The organism is Arsukibacterium sp. UBA5043 (assembly GCA_002415085.1).
Lineage (GTDB): Bacteria > Pseudomonadota > Gammaproteobacteria > Enterobacterales > Alteromonadaceae > Alishewanella.
Genome location: DIBV01000011.1, coordinates 1 through 17,854, shown reverse-complemented (window position 1 = coordinate 17,854; position 17,854 = coordinate 1). Strand labels below are relative to the sequence as shown.

Here is a 17,854-nt window from a genome sequence, read left to right as displayed (position 1 = left end):
CCGTATCATTAACGTACACATCAAAAATATCCTAACTGTTCAGAGCTGTTTTCAGCCGCTAATCTGGCTACACTGAAATAGAGCATAAGGAGAAAGCTATGGATCATGATGTAATCCAACTTGAACAGCAGAGCCTGGAAGCACTGCGTCACAACTACCCACAATTACAACAACTCACCGGCAGTATCATGTTTTTAGCGGAAGCCGAATCAGCGATGCTAACAGCTACCGCATGGCACTTAACTGATGCTGATAACTTGATGCTTAGAAAGTTAGGCGTTAAAACCGCTATTCTGGAATTGTTGGATACGTTGGTCGAGCAGCGCAAGTCGCAACGCATCCGGCCAAACCGGGAAGGGCGATTGTTGATTGATAACGGTAACTTAGAGATCGAATGGCTAACCCAAGGCGTTACGCCATTATCGGTTTATGCAAAGGCTAGTTAAGTAAGCTCTTGGCGTGAATCCCCAAATTTATCCAGAAATACTATTTTTTTCAGCATATATATATATACTGTATATACACGTGGGCGTGGAGTAGATAAATGGCAGTTTACATTTCACCTGCAGTTAAGAAAAAGATTGAAGAAAAGCATTGTTTAACTCTGGATGAAGTGTACGAAGCTATATCGGGACGATTAGCTGGCTTTCTGGAGGACATCAGAGAACAGCATAAAAGTGACCCACCAACATTATGGTTTATTGGTAGTACCGATTTCGGTAAGCTCGTGAAAATAGCATTCATATTTAAAGATGGCACTATGATCATCAGAACAGCGTATGAGGCAAACCATAGAGAGTTAGCCATTTATAAAAAGTACGCTTAAGTACCACAACGGAGAGTAAAGAATGAAACAACCTACATATGACGAATCACAAGACGTCAAGTGGGATGACGGCACATACGGTACAAGCGAAGAGCATGTACGTAAAGCTGAGTTACCAGATGAAATGATGGCCCAGTTTGATAAAGCCGCATCTATGACATTAATTTCAATTCGCTTACAAGATGAGTTAATTACAGATCTAAAGGAAGTTGCTGCCTTGCACGGTATTGGCTATCAGCCGATGGTTCGGCAACTGCTTAAGAGATTTGTGGTGGCTGAAAAGAAAGTTCTGGCTGCCAGAAATGAGGCAATGCAAATTAAAGTCGACCCGCAACAGCAGTGTGATGAAAAATTAAAAACTGCTGTAGCATAAGTAGAAGAGCTGGCATCTGCCGGCTCTTCTTATTTAAAAAAATAAAAAGTAGCACTTTAAACAAGTCTTAAAACGCATGCCGTTTCACTTCATCCAAATTCGCTACCATTATCTGCTGCGCCTCCGGGCGCGCTTCTATTTTGGCTAAATCCAGGTTTAGCGCCTGTACGGCATAGGGTACCAGAGCAGATCGTACCGATATAACCCGCTTACCGTCGGTCATATTGTAATCTTCGGCAATAATAGCTTTCTGGTAGTCGCTTAACCGGGAGTCGGGTACCAATACGATATCAACCTTGGTGTTCCAGCGTTCATCCTGCTGTTTGGTCATATCGGCATCGCCTTCGATGCCATTTATGCCGCGAAACCGGCTTAACACAAAATCACGGAAATCCCGGTTTTTCTCGCAGTAAGCACGTACATGCCAGCGAAGTGGGGTACATACCAGAGTGTGCGGGGCGATAATGCGGCTTTCTTCATCTGGCGAAGTGAGTGACACATAGCCCATATCTATCTTTTTGCCATCGCGAGCCGCTTGAACCAGGGCTCGTAAAATGTCCGGATTAACCTGCCGTAGCGGTGGTGTTAGCATCTCAGTATGGGCAAAGCCTAAATCGAGCTGGCTGAAGGTGTGGGCAAAGTCTTTAATGCTGGCTAAGGCATGCAGATATTCATCTGCCAGGCCGCTTGTTAGCTTAGGTGAAAAATCAGCTGCGGGTTTATACCCTTTAAGCTTACCATCGTAGATCAGGTTACCCGGTGCCACATCGCGCAAATAAGCATTAATGTCCTTCGATGCTTGTTGGCGAGCAATACCAAAGCTGTTGCATAAATGGTTGGTAGTTAGACGGCCTTCCCATAATGCGACTATCTCAATTAACCGGTAGCGCATCAGCAGCTCCCAGCGAATGGGCCAGCCTTCAGTTTCACGCTGCGCAGTGTGTTCCATCGTTTTCATACGTACAATCCTTTAAATGTGTATGCAAAGCGTGCACGAGTATCCCACTACATATCAGTTACATATCCAGGGCTAGGCCGGCCAGGCCAAATGGTGCTGTTTTAAAATAGCTTGCTCTTGCTCCAGCCACTTTACAAAATTATGTACCGTTAATCCATAATTACGTGCCAGCACATAGTACTCATATGCCAAATAGACTAAGTCGGCGTAACACCAAATCTTCCCTTCACAAATCACCTTATCGCTGCGGTGCTCAGCTAAATGGGCAATTTTAGTCATTAGTTCACGCAGTTTACCTATCCTAATCAGCGCCGGTAAATCATCGCTTGTAACGTTAAAGTTTATGGCCATCAGTCAATTGCTCCCGTTTATGTAGCTTTATACCTGTCATCCTTGAAGCTGCAGGGGTGTTGGCTGCCTTCACTCACTGGTGCGCCAGCCCGGCCCAATCGCATAGATAGCTATGCTCATGGAGATTCATTCAGTTGCCGCCTACCTGCAACTTCAATGATTTTGGGTATAGTTATTCGCTCATATAAAAACTGTAGAGTAATTAAGCCAGGTACCCAACGCTTATTAAAGAATGCAAAAAAGCTCCTGCCTGAAAAACATACACTGAGCATCTGCACAGTATGGCGTGAATTTGGAAACTGCCTAAGATGTGCAGCAAGGGATGACATGTCGCTATCAGTGACATAGTGAATGGACAAGGCTGCAGGAAGCGGCCAACAGGATGTAACAAGGACAAGCTGGCAGGGATGCCAATTACTCAAAGGCCAGAGGGATAGCAATGAATTACGCACAACACGAGCTGTTTTTAATTAATTTACGCCAGCAGTTTGCAGATATTTTTTTAGTAAGTAAGGCTGGCAAAGATAATTCTGAACAGAGGCTACGCGCTCAGGGTTTTATCCACGCTGGTGAGCTACTTGAAATATGTGGTCGGCAGGAAGTGCAGCAGCTAATGGAACAGGTACACCTGGAAGTGTTTGGAGTAACTATAGCCGAGCGGAAACCCAGCGAATTGGCGCGCCGCCAGCAGGCACTAAAGCTAGGTGATTATGATTACTTTGATGAGCCGGCGTTTAATCGGCTGCGTTGATACGAATTATTACATATTGCAAACAAAATCACCTTACTCTAAAGTCGGTACAAATTGTGGTACGTAGTTAAGGATAACGAAGTTGAAAGATCAGGAAAAGACTGCTGAATTGGCTGGGGCTGTTTTAGTCAGGCCTTCAACGTTTTCGTTCCTAGTTATTGGCAATTACTAGTGGGCCGCCGTCGTAACTCCAGCTTGATAGAAGATCTCTATGGCATAGCCAGTTTCCTGCCGTGGTGGTTCAGTATTTCCATGGCAATTGGGTTTTATTTTTATCTGGATAGCCTGGCGGTAATGCCGGTAATTGATCCTCAAAAGCCAATGGCACATGTCACCGGTTCTTTGACCTATTACTTTGCTTACTGGGGGCGGTATTTACTGCCAGTAATTTTTGTCTTTGGCGCTGTGACATCACTCAAGGCAAAAGCCAAGCGGGTATCGCTGCTTAATAATGTCCGATACGACTCTGCACCACAGCAAGATTCGCTTGCGGCGATTAGCTGGCGTGAGTTTGAAATGTTGGTAGGGCAGTTTTTCCGTGAAAAGGGCTATAAAGTTACCGAAACGGCAGAGGGTGCCGACGGCGGTGTCGATTTACATCTGGCAGACAAGGATTTTAAAACATACTTGGTTCAGTGCAAACACTGGAAAGCCAGCAAAGTGCCTGTCAATGTGGTGCGAGAGTTGTATGGTGTCATGATGGCCAAGCATGCTGCAGGCGCTTTTGTGGTTACCTCAGGCCAATTTACTGACGATGCGCAGGCTTTTGCTAATGGTAAAAATATTCAATTGATTGATGGCCGGTTACTTGTCAGTGCAATAAAAGGGCAAGACACACAGCAAAATAAACCGAGAATTAGCACCGTGGCTTCTGCTATTAACTGCCCGGTTTGCAGCAGTGATATGGTGCTACGTACCGCTAAAAAAGGCCCTAATGCGGGAAACCAGTTTTTTGGTTGCTCAAGGTATCCTGCTTGTCGAGGCACTAAAGCAGCGTAGTTTTAAGAGATTGATATGAATAAATCGCAGTAAATTGATGAGCCAAAACCCGCTGTTCTTAGGGTTGCTGAGTATATTCTGGAGATGTCAGTGAACAGAATCAAAGTATGAACATGGATAAGTTAAACAGTAATGCTCCTATTTACCCGGCAGATGAACTGCGCACCCCAGTAAATGTGTTGGCGCCGGATCAGCGTAACTTTCATTTTAGTGTCACGTCGATTGAAGTGCTTTATGCGCAGATTTCGCAGTGCAGCCTGAATGCTATTGTGCCGGAAGATATTAGAGTTCAATTCGACACCGCCAGAAATCTGTTTTTACATTCATTCTACGTGTATCGCTTTTACGTTGTGGCTGAAAGCCAGGTGCTTACTACGTTAGAGCTGGCTCTTCGTGAGTGTATAGGCGATAAAACGCTGGCCGTGTTCCAAAAAAAGCTTAAAGCAAATGGCGTACATTTCACCAAAGGGTTAAGGCTGTATCTGGAGTATCTAGCCCAACATCAGCTAATACGGAATGAGGACTTCCCGCGCTGGCATCGCCGCAACAGAATGGCCGCTGAGGACGCATACCGGGATAAAATCTTTAAGTTGATGGACGAGCAAGGCTTGGAAGAATATGAGTTGGATGAAAGTGAAATAGACGAGAGCGCCTTTGATGTCGAATGGGACTATGTAAAGGTTTTATGTGAAACACTGCCAAAAATACGGAACATTCACTCACATGGCAGTACAATGTTGCACAATAGGGTGTCACTCAGCTTTGTAAATGTGTCTATCATCATCAATAAAATGTATGAACGCACGGCGTCAGAAAACAAATAACCGTTATTTATTAGGGTAAATTAGTACATGCTAACAGGTAAAATTAAGAACCAGGTCGATGAAATTTGGGAAGCATTCTGGACGGGTGGCATAGCCAACCCGATCTCCGTAATTGAACAGTTTACCTTCTTGCTGTTTATCCGCCGTTTAGACGAAATTCACACCCAGCGCGAGAAACAGGCAATGTTGCTGGAAACGGCTTTTACTAACCCTATTTTTGGCAAGAACGGTAACGATGACGAACTAAGCTACCGCTGGAGCAAGTTTAAAGACAGTGATCCCAAAGTGATGTTTGATTTGGTGAAAGATAAGGTGTTTCCGTTTATCAAAACCATACAGGGTGAAGACACGGCCTTTGCCAAGCATATGGAAGACGCCATCTTTATGATCCCCAAACCAGCGGTGCTGGATAAAGTGGTTACCATGATCGATAAAATCGATATGTCAGACCGCGATACGAAGGGCGATTTGTACGAGTACATGCTAAGCAAACTGCAATCGTCGGGTACTAATGGCCAGTTCCGTACTCCGCGCCACATTATTCAAATGATGGTTGAGATGACCGCGCCGAAACTGGACGGCGAAAAGTCTGATAAGATCTGCGACCCGGCCTCTGGCACCTGCGGCTTTTTAATGGCCGCTGAAGAGTATGTGCGAAGCACGCACAAAGACGCGTTGCTAAAACCGCTTAACAGCCAGCATTTTCACCAGAAGATGTTTAACGCCTACGACTTTGACCAACATATGCTGCGCATTGGTGCAATGAACTTAATGCTGCACGGCGTAGAGCAACCAACCGTAGAATACCGTGATTCACTTAGTGATTATGGCGATGCCAATATCAGCGAAAAATACACGCTGATATTAGCCAATCCACCGTTTAAAGGCAGTGTCGCGTACGATGAGCTGTCGCCAGATTTATTAACTGCGCTTGGCAAAACGCCGAAGAAAGTGCAGGCGAAAACCGAAACCGACGAAGACGGCAATAAGAAAAAAGCTAAAGGCCCGTCGGAAAAAACCGAACTGCTGTTTTTAGCGTTGATCCTGCGCATGTTACAGCCCGGTGGTCGGGCAGCGGTCATCGTGCCAGACGGCGTATTGTTTGGTTCTACCAATTCGCATCAAACCATTCGTAAAACCATAATAGAACAGCATAAGCTGGATGCCGTGGTGTCGTTGCCGTCTGGCGTGTTTAAACCTTATGCCGGTGTATCGACGGCGATTTTGTTTTTTACCAAAACCAATAGCGGCGGCACTGACAATGTATGGTTTTATGATATGCAAGCCGACGGTTTTTCACTGGACGACAAGCGCACGCCGTTGATTAAAGATCAGGAGTTAACCACCGAAGCCGATGCCATCGACACGAAAGCCGCGCATGGTGATACCGTGCCGTCTGAGCTACCAAACCATAAACTGAATAATATCCCTGATGTATTGTTCCGCTGGTTTAACAAGCAGGGTGAAGCGCAGCGTAAGCGCACTGAGCAAAGCTTTTATGTGCCGCTGCAGGAGATCATCGATAAAAACTACGATTTGTCGATAAACCGTTATAAAGAAGTGGTATACGCAGAAGTAAAATACGACCCGCCAAAAGTGATCCTGCAACGCATTAAAGAGCTGCAAGCGGCAATGGATAAAGGTATCGCCGATCTGGAGGCCATGCTGTGAGTTGGCCGATGGTAAAGCTTGGCGATTGCTGTGAAGTCGTATCGGGCGGAACACCTAAAAGGGAAATTGGCGAATATTGGGACGGTAGTATTTATTGGGTAACACCAAAAGATCTTTCACAGTTATCTAGTATTTACATAGATAGTACGCCAGAGAGAATAACTGATCTGGGATTAAAGAAATCATCAGCTACCTTGTTGCCTAAACACTCGTTGTTGTTTAGTTCAAGGGCGCCAATAGGACACTTAGCGATTACTACGACTGAAATGGCGACAAACCAAGGCTTTAAAAGTTTAATTCCTAAAAGCCAAGCTGACGTTAAGTATTTATTTTTCTGTTTGAAGTACTTCAGAGCCGAGCTAGAAAATCTGGGGAATGGGGCAACTTTTAAAGAGGTGTCAAAAAAAGTTGTAGAAAATTACCAAATCCCACTTCCCCCATTACCCATCCAAAAGCAAATAGCAGCGGTATTGGAAAAAGCCGATACCTTGCGTCAGCAATGCCAGCAAATGGAGCAAGAGCTAAACGCACTCGCCCAATCGGTGTTTTTGGAGATGTTTGGTGATCCGGTGAGAAATCCGAAAAGTTGGCAGAAAAAAAGCTTATCTACGGTTACCGACAGGATAATTGATTGTCCTCATACAACACCCCAATGGACAGCAGATGGGATCACTTGCTTGAGAACTACTAACTTAACTTATGGTGGATGGAATTTTGCAGACCACCGGTTTGTAGACGCTGAGCAATATAAAGAACGAACATCCCGATCTGAAATTGAGCCTGGCGATATAATTTTGAGTCGGGAAGGAACCGTCGGGGTTGCAGCAATAGTCGATGTTGGAATGAAGTTATGTTTAGGCCAACGTTTAGTTCAAGTTAGGCCCAACGTTATAAAAATTCATAGTGAATTTTTGTTGTATCAACTACTTTTCTTACTTACTCCTGAGAGATTAACGCAGGTTATGTCTGGATCTACAGTCAAACACTTAAATATGTCTGATATTCGATCACTCGGAGTTATTGTTCCACCAATAGAAGATCAAATTCAGTTTAAGCAGGTTTGGACATCAATAAAAAGCGAGCTGATTAAGACGGAACGACAAATTAGCAGTTTAGATGAATGTTTCTACTCCCTAATGCAGCGCGCTTTTAAAGGCGAGTTGGATTTAACAACCAACGCTTAAGGATAAGCTGATGAGCGAGCTGCAGATTTATCAAAATGAAGACGGTAGTTTGCAGCTAAATGTGTCGCACAAGATGAAAAACGCAGCGCGGCCTTCCAACTGTTGATTTCTTAAATAGAAACAAAAGTTTGTTTAATGAACACTATCAAGCTGTTATAAATGATACAGGTTTGGCTGCTATGACTTTATTAGTGGCCAAGCCTTCTTCGTAGGAAAAGCAGAATTTAATCCGGTTGATTGAGAATTTATTGGCAAAATAATAAATAGAACAGGAAGTTGCATGTCGAATTTTTTATTCTTATCTGAATGGCCTGAGTTACAGGAATATGCGCTAAAAGCTGAAGCAGTGGTTAATGCCGACCCACGCTCCAGCTGCTTTTACAGCCGCTATACCCTGGAACGTACAGTGCAGTGGATGTATGAATTCGACAAATGGCTGCAAAAACCTAAATACGACCAAAGCTTAAATACCCTTATTAACCAAAGTGACTTTAAGGCTGCGCTTGGCAGTACAATTTTCCCCAAAATTAAAGCGGTGCAAAAGGCGGGCAATAATGCGGTTCATAGTGAGCGCAAGGTCACAGAGCCGGAGTCGACCCAGGCACTGAAAGAGCTGCACCATATTCTTTATTGGTTTTACCGTACTTACAGTAGTGGCATACAACAAGGCCAGCCGCTGCAAGACCAGGTATTCGACCTGGCAAAGGTACCCAAAACCGTACAAATAAGCGCCGACTTGGTAATGCAATCTGCCAAGCAATTAAAGTTGTTACAAAAACAACTTACCGAGCGTGACGAAGCACATCAGCAAGCCCTGGAAAAAGCCCGCCAGCAAAATACCGCGCTACAACAGCAGTTACAGGCACTGCAAAACCAGTTGGAGCAGCAAAAGGCCAGTAATGCCAAAGTCACGCACAAGGTAAAAGACCCGCACAATTATAACGAGGCCGAAACCCGCGAATTTATTATTGACCAGTACTTAAAAGAAATGGGTTGGGTGCTTGATGCGCCGAACGTTAAAGAGTTTGCTGTAAAAGGCATGCCGCTAAGTATTAATAATAAATCGGGTAATGGAGCTATTGATTATGTGCTATGGGGTGCCGATGGTAAGCCGCTGGCAGTCGTAGAAGCCAAGCGTACTGTGCTCAGCGCCAAAGAGGGGCGCCAGCAGGCCATTTGTTATGCGGATTGTCTGGAAAAAACCTTTGGCCAACGCCCGCTGATTTACTACACCAATGGTTACGAAATTCATTTTTGGGACGATTGCCAATACCCACCCCGTTTGGTGCAGGGCTTTTTAAATCAGGATGAAATGCAGCGCCTGATAAACAGGCGCCCCCAGAAAGGTCAGGAGAAAAAGCAACTCTCAGTAGACTTGGACACCAATATTGCTGGCAAGGGCAGGCCTTATCAGCGTTTAGCTATAGAATCGGTATGCCAACAGTTTGATGTAGAAAAACAGCGCAAAGCCTTATTAGTTATGGCTACAGGCACCGGTAAAACCCGCACCACTATTGCCTTGGTTGACGTACTCATGCGCGCCGGCCTGGTAAAAAACACCTTGTTTTTGGCCGACCGCAATGCGTTGGTGAATCAGGCAAAAAAGGAGTTCTCTAAATTACTGCCAAAAAGCTCGCCGGAGATTCTATCCGGCGGTACTTCGCAGCTAAAAGGGCGGGTATATCTTTCTACTTACCCAACTATGATGGGGCTGCTCAGTGCGGCACCCGATAGCCGGTTGTTTGGTGTCGGCCATTTCGATTTGGTAATAGTCGATGAAGCACACCGCTCGGTATATAAAAAATACCGCTACATTTTCGACTATTTTGATTCGTTGTTATTGGGGTTAACGGCGACCCCAAAAGCGGAGTTAGATAAAAATACCTATGATATTTTCGAGCAGCCGGAAAATGACCCCACATTTGCTTATGAGTTAAATGAAGCTATCGCCGACAAGGTGTTAGTGCCTCCAAAAGATGTAAAAATAGAGCTGGGCTTTATTCGTAAAGGCATTAAGTACGCAGACTTATCTGTAGCAGACAAAGAAGAGTGGGAAAGCAAAGAACAGTTGGAGGGCAAAGAAGAAGTACTGCCATCTGAGGTAAACAAGTTTCTGTTCAACAAAGATACTGTTGATAAGGCGCTGCAGGTGCTGATGGAGCGTGGGGTTAAGGTTGCTGGCGGTATCCGTTTGGGTAAAACCATTATATTTGCCGCTAATAACGATCACGCCGAGTTTATTGTTGAACGTATTAATGCCAATTACCCCAGTTACAAAGGTAAGTTTGCCCGGGTTATAACCTACAAAGAAAAGTACGCCGATACGCTGATTGATAAGTTTAAAGGTGAAAAGAAACCAGCAGATCCCAACTTGCCGTTAAGCATTGCGGTGTCGGTAGATATGCTTGATACCGGTATAGACGTGCCGGAAGTGGTTAACCTGATGTTCTTTAAGGTGATCAAATCTAAAGTTAAGTTTATGCAGATGCTGGGGCGTGGTACCCGTTTATGTGAAGACTTATTTGGCCCCGGTGAACCCAAACAATTTTTTAAGGTGTTTGATTGTTGTAAGAACTTTGAATACTTTGAAATGAACCCCGAAGGGGCAAAAGACAACCTGAGTAAAAGCTTGTCGCAAGCTATTTTTGAAAGCCGCTTGCAGTTGTCGCAACGGCTTAAAGATAAACCTGAATTTGGTGACTTTGGTAGCAACTACCAGCAGTACAATATTCGCATCTTACAGCACCGCGTTGCCGGCATGAAACTGGATAACTTTATTGTGCGTGCTAAACGCCAGTTAGTTGAAAAGTATCAACAAAGTGCAATATGGCATCATTTAACTAATGAACATTTGGCTGAGCTGGAAAAGCAAATTGCGATATTGCCCAGTGAAGCTACGCCGCTGATCCCCGAGGAAAAAGAAGAGGAATTGTCACTGCGGTTTGACCAATTGCTGCTTACCATGCAATTGGCACTGGTGAATAAAACCGGCATTTCGGATTTTTATCGTGACAAGCTGAATCAAATAGCGGCAAAGCTGGAGAGCAAAGCCAGTGTGCCTGCAGTAATGGCGCAGCTGGAATGGATCCAGTATGTACAGAGTGCCAACTTCTGGACCGATGTATCACTGCAAGATTTAGAAAAGACCCGGCTAAAGCTGCGCTTATTAATGCGTTTTATCGAAAAAGAAAGTACCGGCATTGTATTTACTAACTTTCAGGATCAATTGCTGGAAGTGCATGAAAATGATGGTGTGTATGAGTTTTCTACTGATTCAAGTCTGGCCCTGTATCGCAAAAAGGTTGAAGCCTATATCCGCGCGCATGAAGATGACTTAACCATACAGCGAATTAAGCGCAATCAAGCAATCACCAGGCTCGATTTGCAGCAGCTGGATTACAAGCTATTTGAAGCCAGCGGCATAGCCGATTTAGATCAGTACAATAAAACCATTCATCCTGATAAAAGCGTTGGTGAATTTGTGCGGGAACTGGTGGGGCTGGATCGTGGTGCCGCCAAAGCGGCCTTTGCTGATTACCTCGATAGCGCCAGATTTAACCCGCAGCAGCAGCAGTTTGTAAACACTATCATCGATTATCTTACGCAGAACGGCGTGATGAGCCCGGCGCAACTGGCAAAGCCGCCATTTTCAGATATTCACTTCGAAGGTGTGTTTGGCTTATTCGATACACCTAATGTTAGTGACATTAGAGATCGCATTAAAGGCATATCGGATGTATCCGCTTTGGTGGTTGATCCGGACTTTCAAATTGAAAAATTAGCCATTGGCTCGGCCAAACTAGTGCTTGATGAAGAGTTTGGCGCTTGGTCGGAAGAGTTCGCCATTGACCTTGTAACTTCAATCAATCATCAGCTGGTTGAATATCTTCCGGTGGCAGCAAACTCGTTGAAGGTTCACGTAGATGTCCTTGAGATTAAAGCGGGTAGTATCGATATTGATCTGCTGATTAAATGCGGTGGTAGTGTCAGCGCATTTTTCACCGTGTATCCAGTGTTAAGAAGCGGATTTTTGTGCTTTTGGGATGACGTAGCCAAAGTGTACGCTAAATTAGTGCCGCAACTTCAAAGGAAATACCAACGCAATTTAAAAACTAATATCAAAGGTAACGAGCTAAGACTAAAGACGGATGAGGAGCTGCTTGAAAGTATTAAACAGGAAGCCCGCAGATCAGCCAGTAATAGAAAAACTGGCTAGCCATGAGCAAAACCGTTGATATCTACCACCAGGGCGCCGCAATAATTGCTGCCTACCAAGGTGTGCTTAGTTGCGAACCGAGGTAAGGTTGCTGGCAAGACTTGGTTGAAATCGCTCTGATTTTGCTAGTGCTGAAGTATTACATCACTAATATTGTTCTTATTATTGAATTAGTTTTTTAAGGAACCCATGGCCAGATTTTGTGGAGAAATGAACTCAACGCATCTGATTGCAAACGCAAAAGAGTTTCAACAGCGCTGTTTGTTGCAAGGTAAATCGCTGTTGACCGATAACGTAGTCTGGACCAGTGAGTATTGTGCTGAGCTTATTCACTGCTTTATTGATAACCCAGATGCAGGGAACGGTGACTTTTTTGGAAAGCTTGAAGGCCAGCTTGCCAGTGTATCTTCCGAGGTAAAAGTATTGGCAGCGGAAATGCTGTGGTTTATGTTTTTATGTCCTAGCAATACTGGCCCGGCTTCAAAACGACAAAGTATTGAACGTGTATTTTCCTGGAGTGGTTTTCAGATAGATCCTCAGAGAAGTGCACAGTATTTATCAGATGATGCACTTACAGGTGTTGGCAGCGCCGGAACGGCCTATAATACCGGACGTTGGCGCGAGCTCGTTTACTGCATTCGTATTACTGAAGCACTTTTAAAGCTTAATCAGCAACAGCGGTCTGAGTTATTTAACGATCACCAGCGTTTTGCAGAGTGGCTAGAGTCCATTCCTGAGAATGAAAACCGGCAGTTACGCCATATGCTGCTGTTTTTATTCTTCCCCGACTTTAATGAACGCATTTTTGGTAAAACAGACCGGCGCTCAATTCTGCTGCACCTTGGACATGTCAGTACTAAGCAGTATTCATCAATGTTGGCGAGTGAGATAGACGCGAGGCTGTTAGCACTTAGAAAGCAATTTCAGGTTGAATACGGCACTGCAGATCTCGACTATTACGTAGAGCCGCTAAAGACCAAATGGAAGAAAGCCGTGCCAAGCACCATTGATGTGGTGGAAGAGCCAAAACAGGGGTATACCGTGACTAAGGAAGGTCAGAATTTTAAGAGCCTTAATAAAATTCTGTACGGGCCACCAGGCACCGGCAAAACCTTTAACACCATTGACGAAGCCCTTGCCATTATTGACCCTGGCTATCTTGCAGAGCATTCTGATAACCGTAGCTTATTAAAGGCAAGGTTTGACGAGCTGGTTGCCAGCCATCATATTAGCTTTGTAACCTTTCATCAGAGCTTTAGCTATGAAGACTTTGTTGAGGGCTTAAAGGCGGGCAGTGAAGGCAGCGCATTGTCTTACAGTGTTGCGCCTGGCGTATTTAAAACCATATGTGAGCGGGCGAGTTCAAGTTATTCTGATGCCATATCTGTAGATGATTTTGAAGCCGCCATATTGGGGTTGCAGCAGGCCTCTGAAGAAGCCGATGAGCGTATTCAAATGGAAACTGTCAGGGGAAAGAAATTTGAAATTGAATACTCTGGTGGTTTAACGTTTAGGGTATTCCCTCACGCAACAGAAAGCACTGACCCAAAATATGTGGCGTCAATTGCCAACGTAAAGAAGCTATATCTTACCGGTTCAAAACAGGAAATTTATAACACGTCTTATGTTGAAGGGTTTCTGCTTTATCTGAAAAAACATTTTGGTTTAAAAGCCTATTCTGATGATGTAGTGAAAAGAGAGCCAATAGCCAACCCTGAACCCTATGTACTGATAATCGATGAAATTAATCGCGGTAATATTTCAAACATCTTTGGTGAGTTAATTACCTTAATCGAACCTACAAAGCGGGCTGGTGCTAAAGAATCCCTGTCGGTTAAGTTGCCCTATTCAAAGGAGCCTTTCACGGTGCCATCGAACCTTTATATTGTTGGCACCATGAATACCGCAGACAAATCCTTGGCCCAGGTCGATATTGCTCTTCGTCGCCGGTTTGAATTTAAAGAAATAATGCCACAACCTGAGTTGCTGGCAGGTATCGATGTTGAAGGAATAGATATCACCAACATGCTGCACACTATTAACCAGCGTATTGAATTACTGTATGACCGTGAACACACTATTGGTCACAGCTTTTTCATGCCTTTAAGGAACGATCCAAAGATAGAGCGCTTGGCGCGAATTTTTGAACTGGAAATTTTACCTTTGCTGGAAGAGTATTTTTTTGAGGATTGGGAGCGGGTAGGACAAGTGTTAGGCGATCATCTGAAGACTGATGCTACGTTAAGGTTCGTCAACGAAAAGTACTCAGATGCCACAGTGTTAAAACTGATGGGCAATGACTGGCAGGCAAATGGTTTTCGGCCTTTTCAGCGTAATATTGCAGCGTTAATGACACCAGAAGCATACATTGGCATTTATGATTCAGTCGAAAGTTAATAATGTCACTGTGCGGGAGTTTGGCCTTTTAATTAATGGCGGTGACTTTAGCAATATTGATTGCCATTCAATTCCCAAAAGTGCTTTTGACTGGTTGATGGTAAACGGTATCGGCAATGGCGACAGCCAGCTGGACTTGGTGAAAGTAAAACGCCATGGAAGAGCACTTGCTTTGCAAGTGTTGAACTATGTTGGGGTGCTTGAAACGCCGTGTTTTACTCGTATTGAAGTTTTACCTAAAACATCTACTGATAGTAGTGACACAGTGAGTGGGCGTAAAGTACTGCTGAAAATGTTAGCCAGTGTTGAAGGCTTGAAGTTGCAAGAGTTTCAACAGTCGCATCTGCAATTGTTACAACAGCCGCTGTACGAGTTATTGATTAGTCACTTTTTGCATGCTGTCGCTAAGTTAGTTAGGCAAGGCATTAGAAATGAGTATCAACGGGTTGAGCGTGAATCACCTTTCCTTAAGGGCCAGTTACATGTGTCTAAGCAAATAAGGCAGCGGCCTGGTCGGCAACATTACTTCCATGTTTCGCATGACGTTTATAGCCCCGATAGAGCTGAAAATAGATTATTGCACTCTGCGCTTAAGCAAGTGCTCAAATGGTCCAGCTCAAATGCGAATCAGCGGCTAGCCAGAGAACTGTTATTTGTGTTCCATGACATCAAAGAATCGAGCAACTTTGCGCTAGATTTTAGAGCTTGGAAGGATGATCGAAGTATTGCCCATTATCGTCCTTTAAAACCCTGGTGTGAGCTTATTCTTAGTTATCAATCACCAATCGCGATGGTGGGCAATTATAAAGGCTTATCCTTTCTGTTTCCGATGGAGCAGCTGTTCGAGCGATATGTCGCGAAGCAGCTTGCTCGTAAATTGCCTGCGGGATTTCGTTTGAGATCGCAGGTAGCCAATCTGAGCCTGGTCACACATAGAGATGAAAAATGGTTTAAGTTGAAGCCAGACATTGTTGTGTATGACCAAGCCCGCGTTGTAACTGTGATGGATACAAAGTGGAAGTTGCTTGATCAAAATCAGGACAATACAAAACAGAAATATAATTTAAGCCAAGCCGACATGTACCAACTTTTTGCTTATGGCGAGAAGTATCTACAAGGCAAAGGTGAGCTGTATTTGATCTATCCACGGCATCACATGCTCTCGGTCCCGTTACCGTGTTTTGAGTACCATGCCAGCTTAAAATTGCATGTGGTGCCTTATGATTTAGTTACCGATATTTGCTCAATAAACCTTTAAAGAAATACTTGTTTACCGCCTCTTTGCTGACCATCTTGATGAATACGACTTCATCTGTAATTAATTACGCGAAATTACTGCGCTTGTTATATGCTTTATTCGATTGAGCTTAATTTATTTAAATATTTTAGGTATAAGTCTCTATCAAATACATAAAAGTAAACTTGAATACCACGACCTAAATATGGATTTAATGATGAAAAAGCTATATCTATTGCTTCGTCATGAGGATAGCCATACTTCCCACATGAAATAGCAGGAAACGCAATAGATTTACACTTGTGTTTTAAAGCTAGCTCTATGCTGTTTATATACGACTGCTTAAGAAATGCTTCTGGTTCTCTGCAATCTTTGTAAATAGGACCAACAGTATGAATTATAAACTTGCACTGAAGCTGACCAGGACCAGTGATTCTGGCCTCTCCTACAGGACAGCGAATACCACCATGTGGTTTTAACGCTATACACTCTTGCAATACATCAGGTCCGGCAGCTTTGTGAATAGCGCCATCAACACCACTCCCCCCTGTTAAGGAAGGCTTAGCAGCGTTCACTATTACATCAACATTAGCGCCCGTTATATCACCCAGTATTACTTTAAATTCAGTCATAATGGCTTTACTACTCAACACCGAAATCCTTTGACAAAGCAGCCATTAGCTTATTATTTACTTGATCAAGTTTCGATTCATCGAAACTACCATCATAGTAATCTATGAATTCATCTTTCCACGAATCCAACTCTTGATATTTTACTACTTCAGCAACAATACCTGCGTTTATTTTATGACCACGGTTTGTCACAAAACATACATCCATAAAATCTTTATAGGCATCTCGCATTCCCTTTGACCAAAAAGGTCTCGTAGCATGCATCTTTTGATCTACAAGCCTTTTTCGTTCTATTACTTCTTCTGGAGTAATAGTTTTCCATTTGCCTACACGCTTGATATAACAGTAAATGTCGTTGAGAGAATCTTGTATTTCAGTATAAATTTCAGAACGCTTTTGAACTATCGCCTGACTTGTTTGTAATCGACTTTTTAGTTTCTCTAACGATTTATTGAACCAAAGACCAGACAATAATATCACTACGATGGGTGACAATACTGCTAGTAAAGGAGCAAGGTCATTCCAAGTTGTTAAATCCATAAACTCTCTCAATTAGTATTATCCATCAACGGCATATATCGTTTTGCTAATTGGCTGCCGCAGCGTAGGCAGTCAAGTGGAGGCCACGCTTTTTTGTGGCTGGAACGAAATTAAGCAATTTGTTAAATGGCTACTCTCGGGGTAGCCAACCATTTTCATTTCTATCAGGAACTTTAATTCCACTTCTTTCAAGGTGACTAAGTATTTTTTGTTCGTAGTGTGGTGCCCAACCGTCATGATTACCGTTAAAACATGTACTGCAAACAGTTAATTTATAGGTGGGGATAAACTTACCATCATAAACATGACGTCCGAACTGAAACTGTTGGCTGCAAATGTCACAAGGGAGCATTATTATGTCTGGATTATTCATTTTTTACCTCTATAGCGAGCAATTTTGCGCCTCGCGAATAAATTGGCTTTTAAATGGCTATTTGTTCCCGCCAACTGATTTCCAGCCAAGCTCTTTCCTGATTTTTACTATTTGCTGCACAAACGCATGATCTGATCGTTCAGACTCAATTCTGTCTGGGCTTTGCCCAGCCCAGCGATAAATTTGTTCAATGCTTCCGTGCCCTCTTTTTAAAGCTTTCGATAGAAGCATCACGCTATCACGGATTGGAGCCATATTTAGTACAAGCCGTAACTCATGATCAGACCATGGTTTACCTTTATTTTCAGGTTCAGCATTGCGTTCAATATCCAATTTCAATGCTTCTGAGTTAATTAAGGCAAGTTTCTCTTCCCAACTAAAGCCCTCAACGTCCTGATCTAACAAGCTGCGCAACTTTCTCTGAAACTCAGTCTTTTTAATTGGGGGTAATAAATCAGACAAATCGACGGTCATGTTAACTCCGATGTTCGTGTAGCCATTGTTCTTACCCATAAAAAGTA

At 43.7% G+C, this 17,854-nt stretch carries 16 protein-coding genes; 11 read left to right on the top strand and 5 right to left on the bottom strand.

The window, feature by feature from the left end:
• The first annotated feature begins 98 nt into the window (after window positions 1-98).
• From B2Q61_RS10525 to B2Q61_RS10515, 3 genes are all read left to right on the top strand, one after another.
• Complete coding sequence (locus B2Q61_RS10525) at window positions 99-446, top strand: hypothetical protein (protein ID WP_290615437.1); 348 nt, start codon at window positions 99-101, stop codon at window positions 444-446.
• Between the two features lie 98 nt (window positions 447-544).
• Complete coding sequence (locus B2Q61_RS10520) at window positions 545-826, top strand: hypothetical protein (RefSeq protein ID WP_290615438.1); 282 nt, start codon at window positions 545-547, stop codon at window positions 824-826.
• 22 nt (window positions 827-848) lie between these two features.
• Window positions 849-1,199, top strand: a complete 351-nt coding sequence (locus B2Q61_RS10515) for a hypothetical protein (protein WP_290615439.1) — start codon at window positions 849-851, stop codon at window positions 1,197-1,199.
• A 67-nt stretch (window positions 1,200-1,266) separates the two neighbouring features.
• On the opposite strand, the gene B2Q61_RS10510 is transcribed toward B2Q61_RS10515, so the two are convergent.
• Window positions 1,267-2,157, bottom strand: coding sequence for a helix-turn-helix transcriptional regulator (locus B2Q61_RS10510; RefSeq protein WP_290615440.1), 891 nt, complete (start codon window positions 2,155-2,157; stop codon window positions 1,267-1,269).
• A gap of 72 nt (window positions 2,158-2,229) precedes the next feature.
• Window positions 2,230-2,508 (bottom strand): hypothetical protein, encoded by a 279-nt coding sequence (locus B2Q61_RS10505; protein ID WP_290615441.1) that lies wholly within the window; start codon window positions 2,506-2,508, stop codon window positions 2,230-2,232.
• Window positions 2,509-2,947: 439 nt separating this feature from the next.
• Here B2Q61_RS10505 and B2Q61_RS10500 point away from each other — a divergent pair, with 439 nt between their 5' ends.
• The 8 genes from B2Q61_RS10500 (at window position 2,948) to B2Q61_RS10465 (ending at window position 15,808) form a co-directional block, all read left to right on the top strand.
• Window positions 2,948-3,259, top strand: a complete 312-nt coding sequence (locus B2Q61_RS10500) for a hypothetical protein (protein ID WP_290615442.1) — start codon at window positions 2,948-2,950, stop codon at window positions 3,257-3,259.
• Window positions 3,260-3,430: 171 nt separating this feature from the next.
• Window positions 3,431-4,258: a restriction endonuclease gene (locus B2Q61_RS10495; protein WP_290615443.1), complete on the top strand. Its 828-nt coding sequence runs from the start codon at window positions 3,431-3,433 to the stop codon at window positions 4,256-4,258.
• A 107-nt stretch (window positions 4,259-4,365) separates the two neighbouring features.
• Window positions 4,366-5,082: a hypothetical protein gene (locus B2Q61_RS10490; RefSeq protein ID WP_290615444.1), complete on the top strand. Its 717-nt coding sequence runs from the start codon at window positions 4,366-4,368 to the stop codon at window positions 5,080-5,082.
• A 27-nt stretch (window positions 5,083-5,109) separates the two neighbouring features.
• Window positions 5,110-6,753: a type I restriction-modification system subunit M gene (locus tag B2Q61_RS10485; RefSeq protein ID WP_290615445.1), complete on the top strand. Its 1,644-nt coding sequence runs from the start codon at window positions 5,110-5,112 to the stop codon at window positions 6,751-6,753.
• The gene (locus B2Q61_RS10480) at window positions 6,750-7,937 is read left to right on the top strand and encodes a restriction endonuclease subunit S (RefSeq protein ID WP_290615446.1); all 1,188 of its coding nucleotides are present in this window, start codon (window positions 6,750-6,752) and stop codon (window positions 7,935-7,937) included. The genes B2Q61_RS10485 and B2Q61_RS10480 overlap by 4 nt, the downstream gene beginning before the upstream one ends.
• Window positions 7,938-8,217: 280 nt before the next feature.
• Window positions 8,218-12,153: a DEAD/DEAH box helicase family protein gene (locus B2Q61_RS10475; protein WP_290615447.1), complete on the top strand. Its 3,936-nt coding sequence runs from the start codon at window positions 8,218-8,220 to the stop codon at window positions 12,151-12,153.
• 189 nt (window positions 12,154-12,342) lie between these two features.
• Window positions 12,343-14,550 carry an McrB family protein gene (locus B2Q61_RS10470; RefSeq protein WP_290615448.1) on the top strand — a complete coding sequence of 736 codons (2,208 nt, stop codon included), beginning with the start codon at window positions 12,343-12,345 and terminating at the stop codon, window positions 14,548-14,550.
• Window positions 14,531-15,808, top strand: a complete 1,278-nt coding sequence (locus B2Q61_RS10465) for an McrC family protein (protein ID WP_290615454.1) — start codon at window positions 14,531-14,533, stop codon at window positions 15,806-15,808. Before B2Q61_RS10470 ends, B2Q61_RS10465 begins: the two co-directional genes overlap by 20 nt.
• Window positions 15,809-15,903: 95 nt before the next feature.
• On the opposite strand, the gene B2Q61_RS10460 is transcribed toward B2Q61_RS10465, so the two are convergent.
• From B2Q61_RS10460 to B2Q61_RS10450, 3 genes are all read right to left on the bottom strand, one after another.
• On the bottom strand, window positions 15,904-16,437 hold the full coding sequence (locus B2Q61_RS10460) for a macro domain-containing protein (protein ID WP_290615449.1): 534 nt from the start codon (window positions 16,435-16,437) through the stop codon (window positions 15,904-15,906).
• Entirely contained in the window at window positions 16,430-16,960 is a 531-nt protein-coding gene (locus tag B2Q61_RS10455; RefSeq protein ID WP_290615450.1) for a hypothetical protein, read from the bottom strand. Before B2Q61_RS10455 ends, B2Q61_RS10460 begins: the two co-directional genes overlap by 8 nt.
• 430 nt (window positions 16,961-17,390) lie before the next feature.
• The coding region (locus B2Q61_RS10450; RefSeq protein WP_290622481.1) for a hypothetical protein at window positions 17,391-17,854 on the bottom strand (464 nt) is incomplete at its 5' end.